The sequence below is a fragment of the Streptomyces sp. NPDC001604 genome, assembly GCF_042893475.1.
In the GTDB taxonomy this organism is placed as follows: Bacteria; Actinomycetota; Actinomycetes; order Streptomycetales; family Streptomycetaceae; genus Streptomyces.
Map to the genome: position 1 here is coordinate 12,583 of NZ_JBIAUY010000028.1, position 17,563 is coordinate 30,145.

20 protein-coding genes are annotated in these 17,563 nt (G+C 70.4%); 12 read left to right on the forward strand and 8 right to left on the reverse strand.

Going from position 1 to position 17,563, the window contains the following annotated elements; translation table 11 throughout:
• Window positions 1-4 precede the first annotated feature (4 nt).
• From thrC to ACFY1E_RS44645, 7 genes are all read left to right on the forward strand, one after another.
• Window positions 5-1,294: a threonine synthase gene (gene thrC / locus ACFY1E_RS44615; RefSeq protein ID WP_389087451.1), complete on the forward strand. Its 1,290-nt coding sequence runs from the start codon at window positions 5-7 to the stop codon at window positions 1,292-1,294.
• 71 nt (window positions 1,295-1,365) lie between these two features.
• Window positions 1,366-1,641: a MoaD/ThiS family protein gene (locus ACFY1E_RS44620; protein WP_030941262.1), complete on the forward strand. Its 276-nt coding sequence runs from the start codon at window positions 1,366-1,368 to the stop codon at window positions 1,639-1,641.
• Between the two features lie 451 nt (window positions 1,642-2,092).
• The gene (locus tag ACFY1E_RS44625; RefSeq protein ID WP_016436693.1) at window positions 2,093-2,299 is read left to right on the forward strand and encodes a cold-shock protein; all 207 of its coding nucleotides are present in this window, start codon (window positions 2,093-2,095) and stop codon (window positions 2,297-2,299) included.
• 428 nt (window positions 2,300-2,727) lie between these two features.
• Window positions 2,728-4,350 (forward strand): chaperonin GroEL, encoded by a 1,623-nt coding sequence (gene groL / locus ACFY1E_RS44630; RefSeq protein ID WP_389087455.1) that lies wholly within the window; start codon window positions 2,728-2,730, stop codon window positions 4,348-4,350.
• A gap of 140 nt (window positions 4,351-4,490) precedes the next feature.
• The gene (locus ACFY1E_RS44635) at window positions 4,491-5,636 is read left to right on the forward strand and encodes an NADH:flavin oxidoreductase (protein ID WP_389087457.1); all 1,146 of its coding nucleotides are present in this window, start codon (window positions 4,491-4,493) and stop codon (window positions 5,634-5,636) included.
• Window positions 5,637-5,758: 122 nt separating this feature from the next.
• Window positions 5,759-6,655, forward strand: coding sequence for a metallophosphoesterase family protein (locus tag ACFY1E_RS44640; protein ID WP_389087460.1), 897 nt, complete (start codon window positions 5,759-5,761; stop codon window positions 6,653-6,655).
• Window positions 6,656-6,657: 2 nt separating this feature from the next.
• On the forward strand, window positions 6,658-8,178 hold the full coding sequence (locus tag ACFY1E_RS44645) for a carboxylesterase/lipase family protein (RefSeq protein ID WP_389087462.1): 1,521 nt from the start codon (window positions 6,658-6,660) through the stop codon (window positions 8,176-8,178).
• A 6-nt stretch (window positions 8,179-8,184) separates the two neighbouring features.
• Here ACFY1E_RS44645 and ACFY1E_RS44650 read toward each other — a convergent pair whose 3' ends face one another.
• On the reverse strand, window positions 8,185-8,754 hold the full coding sequence (locus tag ACFY1E_RS44650; RefSeq protein ID WP_389087464.1) for a hypothetical protein: 570 nt from the start codon (window positions 8,752-8,754) through the stop codon (window positions 8,185-8,187).
• A gap of 631 nt (window positions 8,755-9,385) precedes the next feature.
• Window positions 9,386-9,739, reverse strand: coding sequence for a DUF397 domain-containing protein (locus tag ACFY1E_RS44655; RefSeq protein ID WP_389087466.1), 354 nt, complete (start codon window positions 9,737-9,739; stop codon window positions 9,386-9,388).
• A gap of 204 nt (window positions 9,740-9,943) precedes the next feature.
• Here ACFY1E_RS44655 and ACFY1E_RS44660 point away from each other — a divergent pair, with 204 nt between their 5' ends.
• Entirely contained in the window at window positions 9,944-10,447 is a 504-nt protein-coding gene (locus ACFY1E_RS44660; RefSeq protein ID WP_389087469.1) for a DUF1269 domain-containing protein, read from the forward strand.
• Here the strand turns inward: ACFY1E_RS44660 and ACFY1E_RS44665 are convergent.
• Both ACFY1E_RS44665 and ACFY1E_RS44670 read right to left on the reverse strand, forming a co-directional pair.
• Window positions 10,444-10,650, reverse strand: coding sequence for a DUF397 domain-containing protein (locus ACFY1E_RS44665; protein ID WP_389087471.1), 207 nt, complete (start codon window positions 10,648-10,650; stop codon window positions 10,444-10,446). The two genes, ACFY1E_RS44660 and ACFY1E_RS44665, sit on opposite strands and share 4 nt — an antisense overlap.
• Complete coding sequence (locus ACFY1E_RS44670; RefSeq protein WP_389087474.1) at window positions 10,634-11,473, reverse strand: Scr1 family TA system antitoxin-like transcriptional regulator; 840 nt, start codon at window positions 11,471-11,473, stop codon at window positions 10,634-10,636. Before ACFY1E_RS44670 ends, ACFY1E_RS44665 begins: the two co-directional genes overlap by 17 nt.
• A gap of 115 nt (window positions 11,474-11,588) precedes the next feature.
• Between ACFY1E_RS44670 and ACFY1E_RS44675 the strand changes: the two genes are divergently transcribed.
• On the forward strand, window positions 11,589-11,981 hold the full coding sequence (locus tag ACFY1E_RS44675) for a hypothetical protein (RefSeq protein WP_389087476.1): 393 nt from the start codon (window positions 11,589-11,591) through the stop codon (window positions 11,979-11,981).
• Window positions 11,982-12,221: 240 nt separating this feature from the next.
• On the opposite strand, the gene murQ is transcribed toward ACFY1E_RS44675, so the two are convergent.
• On the reverse strand, window positions 12,222-13,157 hold the full coding sequence (gene murQ / locus ACFY1E_RS44680) for an N-acetylmuramic acid 6-phosphate etherase (RefSeq protein WP_389087479.1): 936 nt from the start codon (window positions 13,155-13,157) through the stop codon (window positions 12,222-12,224).
• Between the two features lie 85 nt (window positions 13,158-13,242).
• Window positions 13,243-14,166 carry a MurR/RpiR family transcriptional regulator gene (locus ACFY1E_RS44685; protein WP_389087481.1) on the reverse strand — a complete coding sequence of 308 codons (924 nt, stop codon included), beginning with the start codon at window positions 14,164-14,166 and terminating at the stop codon, window positions 13,243-13,245.
• A gap of 55 nt (window positions 14,167-14,221) precedes the next feature.
• Here ACFY1E_RS44685 and ACFY1E_RS44690 point away from each other — a divergent pair, with 55 nt between their 5' ends.
• Both ACFY1E_RS44690 and ACFY1E_RS44695 read left to right on the forward strand, forming a co-directional pair.
• Complete coding sequence (locus ACFY1E_RS44690) at window positions 14,222-14,605, forward strand: hypothetical protein (RefSeq protein ID WP_389087483.1); 384 nt, start codon at window positions 14,222-14,224, stop codon at window positions 14,603-14,605.
• Entirely contained in the window at window positions 14,602-14,880 is a 279-nt protein-coding gene (locus ACFY1E_RS44695; protein ID WP_389087486.1) for a DUF4031 domain-containing protein, read from the forward strand. The genes ACFY1E_RS44690 and ACFY1E_RS44695 overlap by 4 nt, the downstream gene beginning before the upstream one ends.
• Here ACFY1E_RS44695 and ACFY1E_RS44700 read toward each other — a convergent pair.
• Both ACFY1E_RS44700 and ACFY1E_RS44705 read right to left on the reverse strand, forming a co-directional pair.
• The gene (locus tag ACFY1E_RS44700; protein WP_389087488.1) at window positions 14,862-15,929 is read right to left on the reverse strand and encodes a GNAT family N-acetyltransferase; all 1,068 of its coding nucleotides are present in this window, start codon (window positions 15,927-15,929) and stop codon (window positions 14,862-14,864) included. The two genes, ACFY1E_RS44695 and ACFY1E_RS44700, sit on opposite strands and share 19 nt — an antisense overlap.
• A gap of 10 nt (window positions 15,930-15,939) precedes the next feature.
• A complete protein-coding gene (locus ACFY1E_RS44705; protein ID WP_389087491.1) occupies window positions 15,940-16,617 on the reverse strand; it encodes a hypothetical protein in 678 nt (225 codons plus the stop codon).
• Window positions 16,618-16,690: 73 nt separating this feature from the next.
• On the opposite strand from ACFY1E_RS44705, the gene ACFY1E_RS44710 reads away from it, so the two are divergent.
• Window positions 16,691-17,362 (forward strand): maleylpyruvate isomerase family mycothiol-dependent enzyme, encoded by a 672-nt coding sequence (locus tag ACFY1E_RS44710; RefSeq protein WP_389087493.1) that lies wholly within the window; start codon window positions 16,691-16,693, stop codon window positions 17,360-17,362.
• Window positions 17,363-17,563: the final 201 nt, after the last annotated feature.

Below are 17,563 nucleotides of genomic sequence, written 5' to 3' on the forward strand. Positions count from 1 at the left end.
TCACATGGCTGCGCAGACTGTTGCAAGCACCACCGACTCCACGACCGTCGACCTCGGTCCCGCCGCGGCGCTTTCCTGCCGCGAGTGCGGTCACCAGGTGCCTCTCGGCCCGGTCTTCGCCTGCGAGGAGTGTTTCGGCCCGCTCGAGATCGCGTACGACTTCTCGGCCTACGACGCCGAGGAACTCCGCAAGCAGATCGAGGCGGGTCCCGCGAACATCTGGCGTTATGCGCCCCTGCTGCCCGTCCCGGCGGACGTGGCGGACAAGCCCAACATCAACCCCGGTTGGACCAAGCTCGTCCAGGCCGACAACCTCGCCCGCGAACTGGGCGTCGACGCCGGCAAGCTGTTCGTGAAGGACGATTCCGGCAACCCGACGCACTCCTTCAAGGACCGGGTCGTCGCCCAGGCCATCGAGGCCGCGCGCGCCTTCGACTTCACCACCCTGTCCTGCTCGTCCACCGGCAACCTGGCCGGTGCGGTGGGTGCCGCGGCCGCCCGCGCCGGCTTCCGTTCCTGCGTGTTCATCCCGCACGACCTGGAGCAGGGCAAGGTCGTCATGGCCGCGGTCTACGGCGGCGAGCTCGTCGGCATCGAGGGCAACTACGACGACGTGAACCGCTTCTGCTCCGAGCTGATCGGCGACCCGGCCGGCGAGGGCTGGGGCTTCGTCAACGTCAACCTGCGGCCGTACTACGCCGAGGGCTCCAAGACCCTGGCGTACGAGATCTGCGAGCAGCTCGGCTGGCGGCTGCCGGACCAGCTGGTCGTGCCGATCGCCTCCGGCTCGCAGCTCACGAAGATCGACAAGGGGCTGCAGGAGCTGATCAAGCTCGGGCTCGTCGAGGACAGGCCGTACAAGATCTTCGGGGCGCAGGCCGAGGGGTGCAGCCCTGTCTCCGTCGCGTACAAGGCGGGGCACGACGTCGTGAGGCCGCAGAAGCCGAACACGATCGCCAAGTCGCTGGCCATCGGCAACCCGGCGGACGGTCCCTATGTGCTGGACATCGCCCGCCGTACCGGTGGGGCGGTGGAGGACGTGAACGACGAGCAGATCGTGGACGCGATTCGGCTGCTCGCCCGGACCGAGGGGATCTTCGCGGAGACCGCCGGTGGGGTGACCGTGGGCGTGACGCGCAAGCTCATCGAGAACGGCGTGCTCGACCCGACCCTGACGACGGTCGTCCTCAACACCGGTGATGGTCTGAAGACGCTGGATGCGGTGGCCGACACCGGGCTCACCGCGACGATTCGGCCGAGCCTCGAGTCGTTCCGCGAGGCTGGACTCGCGTAGTCGCGCCCCGCGGCGGAGCCGCAATCGGACACAGCCCCGCGCGCCCCTAAATCCCTGACCGGAGGTTCATCGTGAGCGTCAACGTTCGTATCCCCACCATCCTGCGTACCTACACCGGCGGGCAGGCCGAGGTCACCGCCGAAGGCGGCACCCTCGGCGAGGTCATCGCCGATCTCGAGAAGAACCACACCGGGATCGCCGCTCGCGTTCTCGACGACCAGGGCAAGCTGCGCCGCTTCGTCAACGTCTACGTGAACGACGACGACGTGCGGTTCGAGCAGGGGCTGGAGACGGCGACTCCGGACGGGGCGGGCGTCTCGATCATTCCGGCCGTCGCCGGAGGCTGACCGGAAACAGGTCGAACGACCGATTATTACCGTAGGTAACGTCGGTTACGAAGTGTTCATCGAATTGCCCCCTCCGTGAGAGAAGCGGAGGGGGCAATTCTGCATGGTTGAGCACGGTACAGTTGGGGAACCGCTCGACTCCGCTTGCCGCATGCATATGAGTTCTCGCTTCTCGGGCAGCGAGAAGTAGCCAAAGTGTGCAGGTTTTTTGCGTCTTATGCTCCATTTATGGGGCCCGACTTGCCCTGAATCCGGGTGAATTCTCCCTAAAGTCCCGACCGGTCGTGCCCGGAATTCTCGTCCGATTGACCTGTTGCAGACGGCAGTTGGACAGATACATTCAGCCGCGGTCGACGCGTTCCGGCGCACGCCCCCAACCGTGGGGGGTGAGGTCTGACCCGGATCCGCGAAGTGTGGATCTGTGCAAGGGCCAGTAATAGGGGAGTTAGGCATGGCTCAGGGCACCGTCAAGTGGTTCAACGCGGAGAAGGGGTACGGCTTCATCGCGGTCGACGGTGGTGCGGATGTTTTCGTCCACTACAGTGCGATTCAGATGGACGGCTACCGCACCCTGGAAGAGGGTCAGCGGGTCGATTTCGAGATCTCGCAGGGCCAGAAGGGGCCGCAGGCGGACATGGTCCGTCTGGCGGCCGGCTGAAGCACGCGCCGGGTTAATCGCAGCGACGTTCTTCTGTTCTTGATCGAAGGGTCCGCACCTCACGGGGCGGGCCCTTCGGCATGTCCGGGACGGGGCGGGCGCGGCCCAGCCTCCGAGAGCCGCTTGCGCCCGCCCGTCGCCCGACCACCACCCCTCAACGAGCCCGCTCCGCGGGCGCACCTTGCGCCCACCCGTCGCCCGACCACCACCCCTCAACGAGCCCGCTCCGCGGGCGCACCTTGCACTCGGTGGGGTCGAGTGCTAATCATTGGCGTTAGCACTCTGAAGGTGAGAGTGACAAAGATGGACCGGGTCGGTGAGGCCCGCAGGCCGGGTGGGGCAAGGAACCCACGGGTCGGCGAGCCGTCCGTCGCGGGCGCGGGCGCGGTCCGAAGGAATCACCCCCAGTCCTGGAGGGACCACTTCACATGGCCAAGATCATCGCGTTCGACGAGGAGGCGCGGCGCGGCCTCGAGCGCGGCATGAACCAGCTCGCGGACGCCGTGAAGGTGACGCTCGGCCCCAAGGGCCGCAACGTCGTCCTCGAGAAGAAGTGGGGCGCCCCCACGATCACCAACGATGGTGTCTCCATCGCCAAGGAGATCGAACTCGAGGACCCGTACGAGAAGATCGGCGCCGAGCTGGTCAAGGAAGTCGCCAAGAAGACGGACGACGTCGCCGGTGACGGTACGACCACCGCGACCGTCCTCGCCCAGGCGCTCGTCAAGGAAGGCCTGCGCAACGTAGCCGCCGGCGCCAACCCGATGGCCCTCAAGCGCGGTATCGAGAAGGCCGTCGAGGCCGTCTCCGGTGCCCTCCTCGAGCAGGCCAAGGATGTCGAGACCAAGGAGCAGATCGCTTCCACGGCCTCCATCTCCGCCGCCGACACCCAGATCGGCGAGCTCATCGCCGAGGCCATGGACAAGGTCGGCAAGGAAGGCGTCATCACCGTCGAGGAGTCCCAGACCTTCGGTCTGGAGCTGGAGCTCACCGAGGGTATGCGCTTCGACAAGGGCTACATCTCGGCGTACTTCGCCACCGACATGGAGCGGATGGAGGCGTCGCTCGACGACCCGTACATCCTGATCGCCAACTCCAAGATCAGCTCCGTCAAGGACCTGCTCCCGCTCCTGGAGAAGGTCATGCAGTCGGGCAAGCCGCTGCTGATCATCGCCGAGGACGTCGAGGGCGAGGCCCTGTCGACCCTGGTCGTCAACAAGATCCGCGGCACCTTCAAGTCCGTCGCGGTCAAGGCCCCCGGCTTCGGTGACCGCCGCAAGGCGATGCTGAACGACATCGCCATCCTCACGGGCGGCGAGGTCATCTCCGAGGAGGTCGGTCTCAAGCTCGAGAACACCTCCCTCGACCTGCTGGGCCGCGCCCGCAAGGTGGTCATCACCAAGGACGAGACCACCATCGTCGACGGCGCCGGCTCCACGGAGCAGGTGCAGGGCCGGGTCAACCAGATCCGCGCCGAGATCGAGAACAGCGACTCGGACTACGACCGCGAGAAGCTGCAGGAGCGCCTGGCGAAGCTCGCCGGCGGTGTCGCGGTCATCAAGGCCGGTGCCGCCACCGAGGTGGAGCTCAAGGAGCGCAAGCACCGCATCGAGGACGCCGTCCGCAACGCGAAGGCCGCCGTCGAGGAGGGCATCGTCGCCGGTGGTGGCGTCGCGCTCATCCAGGCGTCCACCGTCTTCGAGAAGCTGGACCTGGAGGGTGACGAGGCGACCGGCGCCCAGGCCGTGAAGCTCGCGCTCGAGGCCCCGCTGAAGCAGATCGCCGTCAACGCCGGCCTCGAGGGCGGTGTCGTGGTGGAGAAGGTGCGCAACCTGACCCCGGGCCACGGCCTGAACGCCGCGACCGGCGAGTACGTCGACCTGGTCAAGGAAGGCATCATCGACCCGGCGAAGGTCACGCGCTCTGCCCTGCAGAACGCCGCCTCCATCGCCGCGCTCTTCCTCACCACCGAGGCCGTCATCGCCGACAAGCCGGAGAAGGCCGCCGCGCCCGCCGGTGGCGGTATGCCGGGCGGTGACATGGACTTCTGATCGGCCTCCGGCTGATCCGGGTTCCCACCGAGGGCGGCACTCCCTGGAAACAGGGGGTGCCGCCCTCGGGCGTGTCAGAGGTCATAGGAGAATTGCTTCAGCGGGTGCAACAATGCGTGTGCACATACCAGTCTGGGTCAATGCAGCCATCGCACGAGGAGCCCACCCACGTGACCACCGCCCCCTCCCGCGCCGCCGAGGTCCTCTCCCGGCCCACCGCGATCAACGGCCTGACCGTCCCCAACCGCATCGTCATGGCACCCATGACGCGCATGTTCTCCCCGGGCGGCATCCCCGGTGAGGACGTGGTGTCGTACTACGCCCGCCGGGCCGCCGCCGGCGTCGGGCTGATCGTCACCGAGGGCACCTACGTCGGCCACGAGTCGGCCGGCAACAGCGACCGCGTCCCCCGGTTCCACGGCGAGGAGCAGCTCGCCGGCTGGCAGAAGGTCGCCGAGGCGGTGCATGCGGCGGGCGGCACGATCGTTCCGCAGCTGTGGCACATCGGCACGGTCCGCAACCAGGGCGACGCTCCCTACCCGGACGCCCCCTCGCACGGCCCCTCCGGTCTGCGCGTCACCGGCGTCGAGGACGCGACGCCCATGACGCAGGCCGACATCGACGCCGTCATCGGTGCGTTCGTCGAGTCCGCGGTCGCCGCCGAGCGCATCGGCTTCGACGGCATAGAACTGCATGGCGCGCACGGCTACCTCCTCGACCAGTTCCTGTGGGCCGGCACCAACCGTCGTACGGACGCGTACGGCGGCGACCCCGTGGCCCGTACGAAGTTCGCGGCGGAGATCGTGGCGGCCGTACGGGAGGCCGTGTCGCCGGAGTTCCCGATTCTGTTCCGGTACTCGCAGTGGAAGCAGGAGGCGTACGACGCCCGTCTTGCCGAGACGCCGGAGGAGCTGGAGGCGATCCTCGCGCCGTTGGCCGCGGCCGGTGTGGATGCGTTCCACGCCTCCACGCGGCGGTACTGGCTGCCGGAGTTCGAGGGCTCCGACCTCAACCTCGCGGGCTGGACGAAGAAGCTGACGGGGCGGCCGACCATCACCGTCGGGTCGGTCGGGCTCGACGGGGACTTCATCCGCGGGTTCGCCGGGGAGGGGTCGCCCGTCCGGGGGATCGACGACCTTCTGGACCGGCTGGAGCGGGAGGAGTACGACTTCGTCGCTGTCGGGCGGGCGTTGCTGCAGGATCCCGAGTGGGCGGCGAAGGTGCTGGCCGGGCGGAGCGACGAGCTTGAGCCGTACTCGGCCGGTGCGCTGAAGACGCTGAGCTGAACTGAGCAGTGCGGGTCGGTGGGGGTGCGCGGCCCTGGGGGCTGCGCCCCCGGACCCCCATCGGCCTTCGGCCTCGTCGACGTTCTGGTTGCCGAGGTCAACTACGGCTAGCGTTCGGGGGCATGAGGATCCTGCACCTCTCCGACACTCACATCGAGCGTGCCGACGCCCCCAACAGGCACGGCGTCAACGCCACCGACTCCCTCCGTCTCATGCTCGCCGAACTGCGCCACCAGCGGGGCGTGGACGCGATCGTCGTCACCGGTGACCTCGCCGACGACGGGGCAGTGGAGGCGTACACGATCGTACGAGAGCTGGTGACCGGGTTCGCGCTGCCGCTGAACGCGCCCGTGTTCTGCACGACGGGCAACCACGACGAGCGCCGGGCCTTCGGGAAGGTGCTGGGCAGCGGGCATCTGGCTGCGGACGGGACCGAGCGGGCCGAGACCGTTCTCGAGTCCGCGGCGGGGGAGCGGGCGGCGGTCAGTGCGGTGGACGGGTGGCGTTTCGTCACCCTGGACTCGCTCGTGCCGGGCAAGGTGCACGGGTGGGTCGGTGCGGAGCAACTTGCCTGGCTACGGGATGTCTTGGCCACGCCCGCGCCCCATGGGACCGTCCTCGCGCTGCATCACCCGCCGATCGCCTTGGACATCGAGACCCAGCGCGTCTTCGGGCTGCGCAATCCTTCGGCCCTGGCGGAGGCGATTCGTGGCACCGACGTCCGGGTCGTGCTCACCGGGCACTTCCACCTCCAGCTCTTCGGGCTGCTCGCGGCGATCCCGGTGTGGGTCACACCGGGCGTGGTCAACCGCATCGACCTGACGACACCTCCCGGCACCGAACGCGCGGTGCGCGGGGCGTCGGCCTCGTTGGTGGAGCTGGGCGACGGTGCATCGGGCCCGATGTTCCACACCTTCCACGCGCGTGATCCGCGGGCCCACGAGACCGTGTACGAGATCGACGAGCAGCAGACGCGCGCATTGATCGAACGGCTCGGCAAGTTCCCAACCAGGAGTTGATGATGACGACCACTGTCGTGCGTACCGTCGGCGGAGCGGTGCGTGGGCGCCGTGAGGACGGGCTGACGGTGTTCCGCGGCATTCCGTTCGCCGAACCGCCCGTCGGGAAGGAGCGGTTCGGGGCGCCCCGGCCGGTGCGGGCCTGGGAGGGGACCCGGGAGGCGTACGAGTTCGGGCCGCCGCCTCCGCAGGAGTCCGGCTTCCAGGGGCGCAGGGCCGTGCTGAACGTTCCCGAGGGCGACGACTGGCTGACCGTCAATGTCTGGACCCCGGAGGCGGATCCGGGCGGTCTTCGGCCGGTGATGGTGTGGATCTACGGCGGCGCCTACAAGCTCGGGCACTCCGGCAGTCCCGGTTACGACGCCCAGCGCATCGCCCGTGACGGTGACGTGGTCGTCGTGACGCTCAACTACCGGGTGGGGATCGAGGGCTTCGCGCTCATCGAGGGGGCGCCTGCCAATCGGGGGCTGCTCGACCAGGTGGCTGCGCTGGAGTGGGTGCGGGACAACATTGAAGGGTTCGGCGGGGATCCCGGGCAGGTGACCGTCTTCGGTGAGTCCGCGGGGGCCGGGTCGGTGGCCTCGTTGCTGGCGATGCCGAGCGCGCGGGGGCTGTTCCGGCGGGCCGTCGCGCAGAGTGTGCCGGGGACCTACTTCTCCGGCGAGCTGGCCCGTGACATCGCTTCCGCCATCGCGGAGGAGACGGGCCTGCGGCCGACGGCGGCCGATCTCGCCACCGTCGATCCCCGGCAACTGACCTCGGTGGGCGAGGCGTTGAGCGCGCGGATGATGTCGTACGCGGACCGGTGGGGGCAGGTGGCCCCGACGGCGACCCCCTTCTCGCCGGTGGTCGACGGCGAGGTGCTGCCGTGCACGCCCTGGCAGGCGCTGAGGGCGGGTGCGGGGAAGGACGTCGACCTGCTCGTCGGGCACAACCGGGACGAGTTCCGGCTGTTCCTCGCCCTCGGAGGGATGCTGGGCAAGATCGGGGAGGAGCAGGCGGGCTGGGCGCTGCGGACGTTCGGGCCGGGCCCGGACGGGGAGCGGGCGTACCGCGCGGCCTTCCCGGAGGCCACGCCGGGTGAGCTGTTCGAGCGCGTGCAGACGGACTGGTTGTTCAACATGCCCTCCCTGCACCTGGCCGAGGCACAGCTCACGGGCGGCGGGCGTGCCCATGTCTACGAGCTGACCTGGGCGGCTCCCGGCGGCGGGGGCGGCCTCGGCGCCTGCCACGGGCTGGACATCCCGCTGCTGTTCGGCACGTTCCAGGCGGACCTGGGGCAACTGCTGTTCGCGGGTACGGGGGCCACCGCGGAGGGGGAGGCGCTGTCGTCGCGTTTCCGGGAGTCCTGGACGGCGTTCGCGCGGACGGGGGATCCGGGCTGGCCGGCGTTCGAGGCGGGGGAGCGCCTGGTCCAGGTGCTGGACGCCGGGCCGAAGGCGCAGGTCGGGCCGTATCCGGAGGAGATCTCGCGGCGGCTGTGGGAGGGGTACGAGTTCGCACCGCTCCCGCTGCTCAAGTAGGCGGCGCTAGAGGTTTCCGAGCGGCTCGATGTCGACCTTCACCGGTGTGCCCCAGACGCGCAGCACCTCGTAGTCGGTGAACTCGTGCACCAGCCGGTACGCCATTGCGGGGCGCGGGCCGCGGCGTTGAGCAGCGAGGTACAGCTCGGTCTCGCGGCGGTCCCGCCTCGGCGTGCCGCACAGGTGCCAGGTCTGGCCGTTCCACGCCTCCGCCAGCCAGCGCTGCTGGGGCTGCGGGCGGTCGGCGCTGACGCCGTATCGGGAAGGGACGGTCTCGGTGGTGTGCGCGGGTACGGGGCCGCCGTTGAACTCGGCGCGGCGGGCCGCCCGGCGCCGGGTCTCGCAGAGCAGGCAGAGGTCGTGGGCGTTCTCGTCGACCGGGCCGTTCGGGTGCTCGCGGCAGCGGGTGGCGGGCGCGGCGGACGTGACGCTCTCGTCCAGCAGGTCCAGGGCGCGGCGGAGGTCGGCCTTGACCTCGTGGAGCCTGGAGTCGGGGGTGTCGGCGGTGAGGGCCTCGCCGTGCTCGCCGAGGAGGCGGAGGGCGCGGCCCAGGGCGGTCAGTTGGGCGTGGTTCATGGTCGGTCGGCCCGGTCCTTCCGTTGCTCGGGGGCTCAGGGTGGGCAACATGCCTCAAGAACACGGGGAGGCGTCATGGGCAAGGGTAAGCGGGAGCGTGACAGAGCGCTGGCCATGGGGGCGGACGCCGGCTACGGCCGCTATGTGCGGTTCGCCTGCCCCGCCTATTCGCATGCTTGGATCTTCTTCGGGCCCTTTACCGTGGCCTCCGGATGGGCCACCGCACTCGATCTGGTGCACATCGTCAGAGGAGAGGGCGGCATGTTGCACGGCTGGTTCGTTCCCCTCGGTGTGACGGGGACCCTGCTCATGGGCTACGGCCTCTTCACGGACGTCATCGAGCGGCGCGTGGGTGGCCCCACCCCCCGGCTGTACTGCTTCCAGCACGGTGTCGTGGTGGCCACCCGAGGTGTCCTGCGGGCCTATCGCTGGACCGAGCTCACCATTGACCACCAGAAATGGTGGAGGGGGACCGGGGACGGCCTCGACACGGGAACCAGAAGCACCGTGAAGGCACAGGACGGACGCGTGGTCGTCGTGTTCGAAGGCAACGAGCCGGGGCGCGCCGGCGGCTGGGAGATGGAACAGCTTCACAAGGCAGCGACGCGCGGACGCGGTACCCCCGCGCCGGTCACGTCATCGACGCCACACCCTCGACGAACGCCGCCCAGGCCGCCGTACCGAAAGCCAGCTTCGGGCCGTCAGGGTTCTTTGAATCGCGCGCGGGCACGACGCCGGCGTAAGCGTCGGTGACGGACAGGCAGTCGTTGCCGCCTTGGCTGTAGCCCGACTTGTGGGCGGATGCCACGAGGCCCCTCGAAGTGGACCAGCGGAGGGTGTCGGGTGGTCGAGCACGCGGGTCCGCTCCATACGGCCTTCCACCCAGGCGTCGATGGTTTCCTCCGGCGCCCCACCTCTCCGTATCGGCACCCGCGGCGAGGCGCCCCGCCATGTCCTCGTGGTCCCGCCAGCCCCGGTAGTGCATTCCCGCCCGGTCGCCACACCCTCGCAGGCGCCTGACGACGGGCGGTGCACGGCTCGGCAACTCTTCTCAGTAATTCGACTTTGTCACTTGACTAAGACGATCGACAAACTCCAGGATGGGGTCATCGCAAGGCGCTGTGGATCGAGGGCCGGGAACACTCTCAAGGCCGTCGGCCGGCGTCCCGTCGTACCAGGAGGAATTCCGATGACCGACATGATCGCCGTCGCGTACCCCAGTGAGACCGTCGCCGAGCAGGCGCTCACGGAACTGCGCGCCCTGCACACCGAACACACCGTGCATGTGGCCGACGCGGTACTGCTCATCCGTGACCACGACGGTGAGGTGAAGATCCCCGGCAGGCCCCACCCCGCCGCCTCCGGCGCCCTGGGCGGTGCACTGTGGGGAGGTCTGATCGGGCTGCTGCTCCTTCAGCCGCTGCTCGGCGCCGCCATCGGCGCGGCCGCGGGCGGAGCGGTCGGCGCGACCGCCGAGGACGACGAACGGACCCAGTTCATCAAGAGCCTCGGCGAGCGCCTGGCACCCGGGCACGCCGCGGTGATCGCGGTGATCTACGACGCCACCGCGGACAAGGCGCTGCCGCGTATAGCCCGGTTCGGCGGCGAGGTCCTGCACACCTCGCTCAGCCAGGCGGACGAGCAGGAGATCCGCTCCGCCCTGAACGCCCACCAGGCGGCAACGGTTGCTTAGTGGGCCCGCACGTCCTCGACGAACGCGGTCCATGCCTCGGCCTGGAACACGAGCTTCGGGCCGAGGGGGTTCTTGGAGTCGCGGACGGGGACCATCGAGGGATCGCCGTCGGCTACTTCGAGGCAGTTGTTGCCGCCGCCGCCGCTGTAGCTCGACCTGCGCCAGGTGGATGTGCTCGGGTCGTAGTCAGGGGTGTTCCTCATGGGCGTAATCCTGCGCCAACGCCTCGATGAGAGCCAGGGACTTCTGCTGCGGGAGCGCAGAGGCCACGAGGAGATCGAATCTGAACCTCAGTCGGGCGACCGTGGCTGGGTCGTCTTCCAGGCGTCCGGTGCCCGGCCCCTCGTAGTAGACGAGCGGAGGGGCGTCCTCGAACTCCATCAGCTTCAGGGCACCCTCCATCGCCGTGTGTGCTCCCGCGCTGAACGGCAGCATCTGCACGATGACCCGCCTTCGCCGGGCCAGACCGGCGATGTGGCGCAGGGCTTCTGCCATCACCGCCCGGCCGCCTGTCTCCCGGCGTAGTGCCGCCTCGTCAAGTACCACCCACAACACCGGCCTTGTTGGGTGGTCGAGCAGGCGGATCCGCTCCAACCGGCCGTCCACCCACTCATCGATCGTCTCCTCCGATGCCGTCGGGTCGTATGCACGGTTCACGGCCCGTGCGTACGCGGGTGTCTGTAGCAGCCCGGGGATCAGGAGCGGCGCGTACTCTCGGATCGCCGTGGCCTGCGCCTCGGCCTCCGCCGCCTCCGCGAAATCCTCCAGGTACTTCGACTTGGCCGCCGCCCGGCAGTTCCGCGCGAAGAAGCCCCCCGTCTCCAAGACTTCGTCCAGCATCCGCGCATACTCCGGCTGCATCCGCCGCGTCCCCGCCTCCAGCTGCCCGATGAACGAGCCGCTCACAAACAGCCGTAACCCCAGTTCGTCCTGGCTCAGTCCGGCCTGCTCGCGTGCGTGCCGCAACTCCGCGCCCAGCAGAGCCCGCGGCGATGACGACGGATCGAGGTCCTTCGGTCCCGGCATGTGCAACTCCCTGTCGGACGGAGGGGGTTGTTGGAACTTTGCGTATGGCCAGGTTAGGGGTGTTGCGGCCACGCTGTGTTGCGAACAGCGAACTCAGCGTGGAGGTACGAGCGACGTGCGGTCGACCGAAGAAGTCGTCGAAAACCTGCGTGAGGCCCTCACGGGCGTCGGGGTGGCTCTGCCGTCCCTCTGCGTCGATCCCGTGACCGCGGCGAGCGAGGAGCCGTTCGCGCTCGTCGACCTCGGGCGCTGCAATGTCCGTACGGCGGAGAAGCTGGCGTCGGTACTGCGCGGGGAGCGGCCGGCGGTCGGTGCGTACGCAACCGATGTGCGGGACGGGCGGGTCGGTGAGGTCATGGGGCATGTGGGCGGCCGGGTGCAGTTGCGTCCGGTCGGCGGCGGCCGGGAGTGGGAGTGCCCGCCGGAGGCGGTGGGGGTGGCGCCGCCGGAGGCGGTGTTGCGGGCTCGGGTGCGCAGGGCCAACAACGAAGGCCGGCTGCCTTGCTGAGGGGTGATTACACCGCAGCCCTCGGTGTCAGGCAGCCGAATGTGCGATGAAAGTGACCTCCTCGGCCAGCTTCTTGTCGCGGGCCGGCCTCCAGTGGGTGTGGTGCATCGCGGGGCTCCTTCCTCGCCGCGGCTGTACGTCCTGTGAGCCGGTCCGTGCCCGTCGGCGCACACCTTACGGGTGACCGCCGCACGGGCAACCTGTGCCGCCTCGTGCATCCGGGTCTTGCAGCCCTGACGATCAGCGGGCCGCAGCCGCCAGTGCCGCCCGCAGATGCCCGTCCGAGTCCTCCAGCAGACGTGCCGCCGTGGGGCCGTCCACCTCCGCCAGGATGGTGAGGATCGCGTTCTTCACCTCGCCGTCGGTGGCCGCGAGGGCGCGTTCGATCTCGTCGTCCGAGGCGCCCGTGGCGAGGGCGACGATCCTTCGTGAGCGGGCGCGCAGCTTCTCGTTGGAGGCGCGTACGTCGACCATCAGGTTCCCGTACGTCTTGCCGAGCCGGATCATCGTGATCGTGGAGAGCATGTTGAGGACGAGCTTCTGCGCCGTGCCCGCCTTCAGGCGGGTGGAGCCGGTGAGCAGCTCCGGGCCGACCACGACCTCGATGCCGTGCTCGGCGGCCGCCGCGAGCGCGCTGTCCGCGTTGCAGGCGAGGCCGATGGTCAGCGCCCCCAGTTCGCGGGCGTGCCGCACGGCGGCGATCGCGTACGGGGTGCGGCCGGAGGCGGAGACGCCGACCACGGTGTCGGCGGCGAGCAGGCGCAGGGCGTCGAGGTCGCCGCGGGCGAGCTCCGCGGAGTCCTCGGCGCCCTCGACGGAGGTGACCATGGCGTCGGGGCCGCCCGCGATCAGGCCCACGACCTGCTCGGGGTCGGTGTTGAAGGTGGGCGGGCACTCGGAGGCGTCCAGCACGCCGAGCCGGCCGGCGGTGCCCGCACCGGCGTAGATCAGCCGCCCGCCCCGCGCCATCCGTTCGGCGACGGCGTCGATGGCGGCGGCGATGGACGGAAGCTGCCGGGCCACGGCTGCCGGCACGGTGGCGTCCTCGCCGTTCATGAGCCGGGCGATGTCGAGCGTGGGCAGCCGGTCGATCTCGGCGAGCTCGGGCCGGAAGGCCTCGGTGGTCAGCGATTCCAACTCGGCGCGGAGATCACGGGGGTTGGAGGTGGAGGTCATGGGGGCGGCTCTTTCAGATGTGCGGTCCGGTCTCGTGTCTGCGACTGCCTGCACTGCCTGCGACGTCTGCTGTGACTGCCTGTGACTACCTGCGGTGCCGGTGCGCCAGTGCCTCGTACGAAGCGGCCAGCGCGGGCGCAGCCGTCTCGTACGTCTTCTGCGCCACCCCCACGAACAGGCAGTCCACCACGAGGAGTTGACTGGTCCGGGAGGACATGGCCGCGGGCCTCAGCTCGCTCTCCCGCGCGGTCGACGTCGTCAGCACATGGTCGGCGTACTGGGCGACCGCCCCGTCCGGCCGCCCCGTGATCGCCACCGTCGTGGCCCCGCGCTCGAAGGCGACCCGCAACGGCTCGATGACGTCCCCGGTGGACCCGGAGTGCGTGATCGCGATGGCGACGTCCCCCGACCGCAACTGCACCGCGTTCGTCACGGCCAGATGCGGGTCACTGTGCGCCTGGGCTATCAGCCCTATCCGCAGCAGCTTCTGGGTGAGGTCCTGGGCGACGAGGCCGGACGCCCCGACGCCGTACACATCGATGCGCCGCGCGACCGCCGCCGCGGCGACCGCCGCCCCCAGCTGGACCGTGTCCAGCCCGGCCGCCGTGTCGGCCAGCGTCTGCTGCTCGTCGTAGGCGAGTTTCGCCACGACGTCGGCGATCGGATCGTCGACCGCGATGTCGGTGGTGATGGCGGGCGCCCGCCCGGACTGCTGCTGCGCCGCCAGGCCGGCGAGGGCGAGCCGCAGATCCCGGTATCCCGGATACCCGAGCAGCCGGGCCGTCCGTACGACCGTCGCCTCGCTGGTGCCGGTGAGCTCGGCGAGGCCGGTGACCGTGAGGGCCGCGCAGCCGGCCGGGTCGCCCGCGACGGCCTCGGCGACGCGCTGCATGGAGCGGGTCATGGAGGGCGCGAGCGTGCGCACCTTCGCGGCGAGGGCGGCGGGAGCGGGAGGCGCGCTCGCCCGGCCCGCCGAACCGGCGAAAATTTCCTTCACGTCCTGGGTCACGAGTGAAAGATATTTTCGGCTCGGCGTCCCGGTCAAGAGTGCGCACAATGGGGGCATGCACCCCATCAGCCCTCTGGAGCAGGCGCTGCACGCTGCACGCGCCCTTGTACTCGCCGATCTGGCCGCGGGCGAGGTCGCCGCGGCGGACGTGGTGTCCATGGTCGAGGAGTCCGTCGTCCAGCGGCGATGGTGGGTGGAGCAGTGGCCGGAGGGCGTCGGGTACGTCGCCGGGCTGGTCGCACAGGACGTCCAGGACGCCCTGCTGGAGAAATACGGCCGCTGGCCCCTGTGCCCGGTCTGCGGCGGCGGTGACCCGCACGCCCTCGACGTCGAGCCCGAACTCGGCCCCGACCCGCACTGGGTCTGCCACAAGGCGGGCGTGAAGGTCGCCGCGGTCGGCACGCTGGCCTCGGCCACGGGCGGGGCGTCGTCCTCGTGACGGTGTACATCGACCCACCGACCTGGCCCGGCCACGGCCGCATGTGGTCCCACCTGATCAGCGACGTCTCCTTCGACGAACTGCACGCGTTCGCCGAGAAGCTGGGCGTCCCCCCGCGTGCCTTCGAGAGGGACCACTACGACATCCCGTCGCACCGGTATGCGGAGGTGGTTGCGGCGGGCGCGGTGGAGGTCAGCAGCCGGGAGGTGGTGCGGCTGCTGACGGGGGCGGGGTTGCGGCGGGCGAAGGGCAGGCCTCAGCGCCCCAGTTCGTAGACCAGCCCCTCCTCGTCCTCGCCCGTCTTCCTGAAGCCGGCGCGGGTGACCACCGCATGGGAGGGGACGTTGTCCCGTTCGATCGTGGCGAAGAGGGTGTGGACGTCGTCCCTTGCCAGGGCCCAGTCGGACAGGGCGCGCAGGGCCTCGGTCGCGTAGCCGTGGCCGCGGGCCGGTTCGGTGAGGTCGTAGCCGATCTCGGTGCGGCCCTCCTCGTCGGGGACGCCGTGGAAGCCGATGCCGCCGATGGCGCGGCCGTCCTCACGGCGGACGAGGGCGAAGACGCCGAACTCCGGGCGGTGCGCGCCCTCTTCGTACGCCTTCAGCATGAAGCCGGCGGCCTCCCGGGTGCCCTCGAAGGGGCCGCCGTCGAGCCAGTCGAAGCCGCCGTCGCCGCCCGACGCCAGGTCGCGTGCGGCCGCGGGGGTGATGCCCTGGAGGGTGAGGCGGTCGGTGGGGAGGACGAGGTTGTTGTTCCAGCGCCACTCGGTGAGGCGAGCGCGGCCTGGGAGTTCGCCCCGGCCGGTGGCCCACAGGAAGGTGCGCCAGGGGTCGGGGCTCGGCTGGACGTGCGGGAAGATGCGGGTGAGGACGGACTCGGCCAGTGCGGCCGGAGGTTCGTACTCCAGGCCCAGGCCGCCCGCGATGTCGTACGTGTGGGCGAGGACCTCGGCGACGCCCATCGCCGCGAAGCCCTCGCGGTTGGCGCTGCGGAACGGGTACGGGTGGAAGCCGCGGGCCTCGCGCGGCGCGGTGCGGACGGCCGCGGCGAGCAGGGCGCCCATCGACTCGATCAGGTGCAGCAGGCCGGTGTTGTCGGTGCCGTCGTCGAGGGTGATCTCGAAGGGGACGTAGCCGTCCTTGGCGCCTCCGGCCAGGTTGGCGGCGTACCCGATGAGGTCCTCGGCGATGTGGAACGCCGTCTCGTGGCAGTTCCACTCCAGCCCGGAAGCCTTCACCTCCGACCAGTCCCGGTCCACCGCAGGCCGCAGCGCTGCCACGCAGCCCGCCACGGCCTCTTCCACCTGATCCCCGCCCCATGCATGCATGGGGCGCAGACTATGCGGCCGGGCCGGTCGGAAGCGACAGCATTTCCAGCTCGGAGGTGAGGTTGTACCGGGCCGTGGCCTCCCACTCCGTCCGGCCGTACGGCGTCCTGAACAGCCTCGGCAGGTCGAGGAGTTGGCGCAGGATCGCGGCGCGGCCCGTGCGGAAGGCGTCGCTCGGGACGAAGTGGTACTCCTCGCGTACGGCGGCCGTGTAGGCGGCGTACGCCGACGGGGGCGAGGCCAGGATCGCGAGGTCCGCGTCACACAGGACCTGGCCGTTCCGGTCGTCGTCGGCCGGGTCGTGGGTGACCGTGAGGCGGACCAGGCGGGCCACCTCGGCGGTCTTCGCCTCCGAGACACCCGCCTCGGGGAGGGCGCGCTCGGCGAGGCGGGCCGAGCGTTCCTCGTTCTCGGAGCGGTCGGGGAAGTAGACCGCGTCGTGGAACCAGGCGGCGAGGCGCACGACGTCCGGGTCGGCCGCGTACTTCTCCAGTACGTCGACGTGGTCGAGGACCGCCGTGAGGTGCGCGAGGGTGTGGTAGTGGCGCTGCGGTTCCTGCCAGCGGGCGATGAGGTTGTCCGCGTACGGGGCCGGGTCGGGGCCGGCGGCGGGGGCCCGGGCGCCTTCCAGGGCGCGGGTCCAGCGGGTGCGCAGGGCGTCGACATCGGGGCGGGCGTGATCGGCCATGCGCTCATTCTCCCGCCTCTCCGGCGGCTGCGGCCTCTCCCGTCGATCACCCGGTGCCCCTAGCGTGGCCCCCATGACGACAACTGACGACGTACGCGACCCCGAACTGCCCGGACGCCTCCTGACCGTCGAGCGCGACGCCCTGATCCCGCTGCTCCGCGCCCGCCCGGACGCGGACTTCGCCCTTCCGACCACCGCGTGTCCGGGGTGGACGGTGCGGGACGTGCTCGCGCACTGTTCCTCCGCCCTGCTGCGGGTGGTGGAGAGCCGTTTCGAGGAGGGTGTCTTCTCGCCCGCCTCCAACGACCGGGACATCGCCGAGCGCGCCGACTGGACGAACCAGCAGGTCGTGGACGAGCTGGAGCGCGGGATGACCGAGGCGGGACCGGCGATCGCCAAGGCGGGCGGTGTGCTGGACCGGGTCGCGCTGGGCGAGTGGGTGCACGCGGGCGACGTACGGGACGTCTGGGGTGAGCCGAACGCTTACGGAGGCCCCGGCCTCCCGGACGCCCTCGCCCTCCTCGCTCGGATCACCCGCGAGCGGGGCCGCCTGCCGCTGCACGCCGACCTCGACGACGTGGACGAGCCGCTGCTGCTGGGGGAGGCGAGCGGGGAGCGGAACCCGGCGCGGTTCATGGGCCACTCCGCAACCCTGGTACGGCTCTACGCGGGCCGTTCCGTGCCGGAGGGCACGTCGTACGAGCTGGTGGGAGCGGAGGCGGCGGAGCTGAACATGTTCGGCTGACGGGCCGCGGCTGCGGCAGGTACCGGGGCGATCTCGCCCCGGCCGACCCCTCGGCATGCGCAGGGGCGCGGGCCCCCGGTCACCGGCCGCAGGAGGTCGTTCCGAACACGCTGGGTCGCCCCCGCCGCCCCTACCCGTCCCGTACCGGGGGTGGGCCCCCGGACCCCCGCTCCTCAAACTCCCCCACTGCCTCAAGGGCGT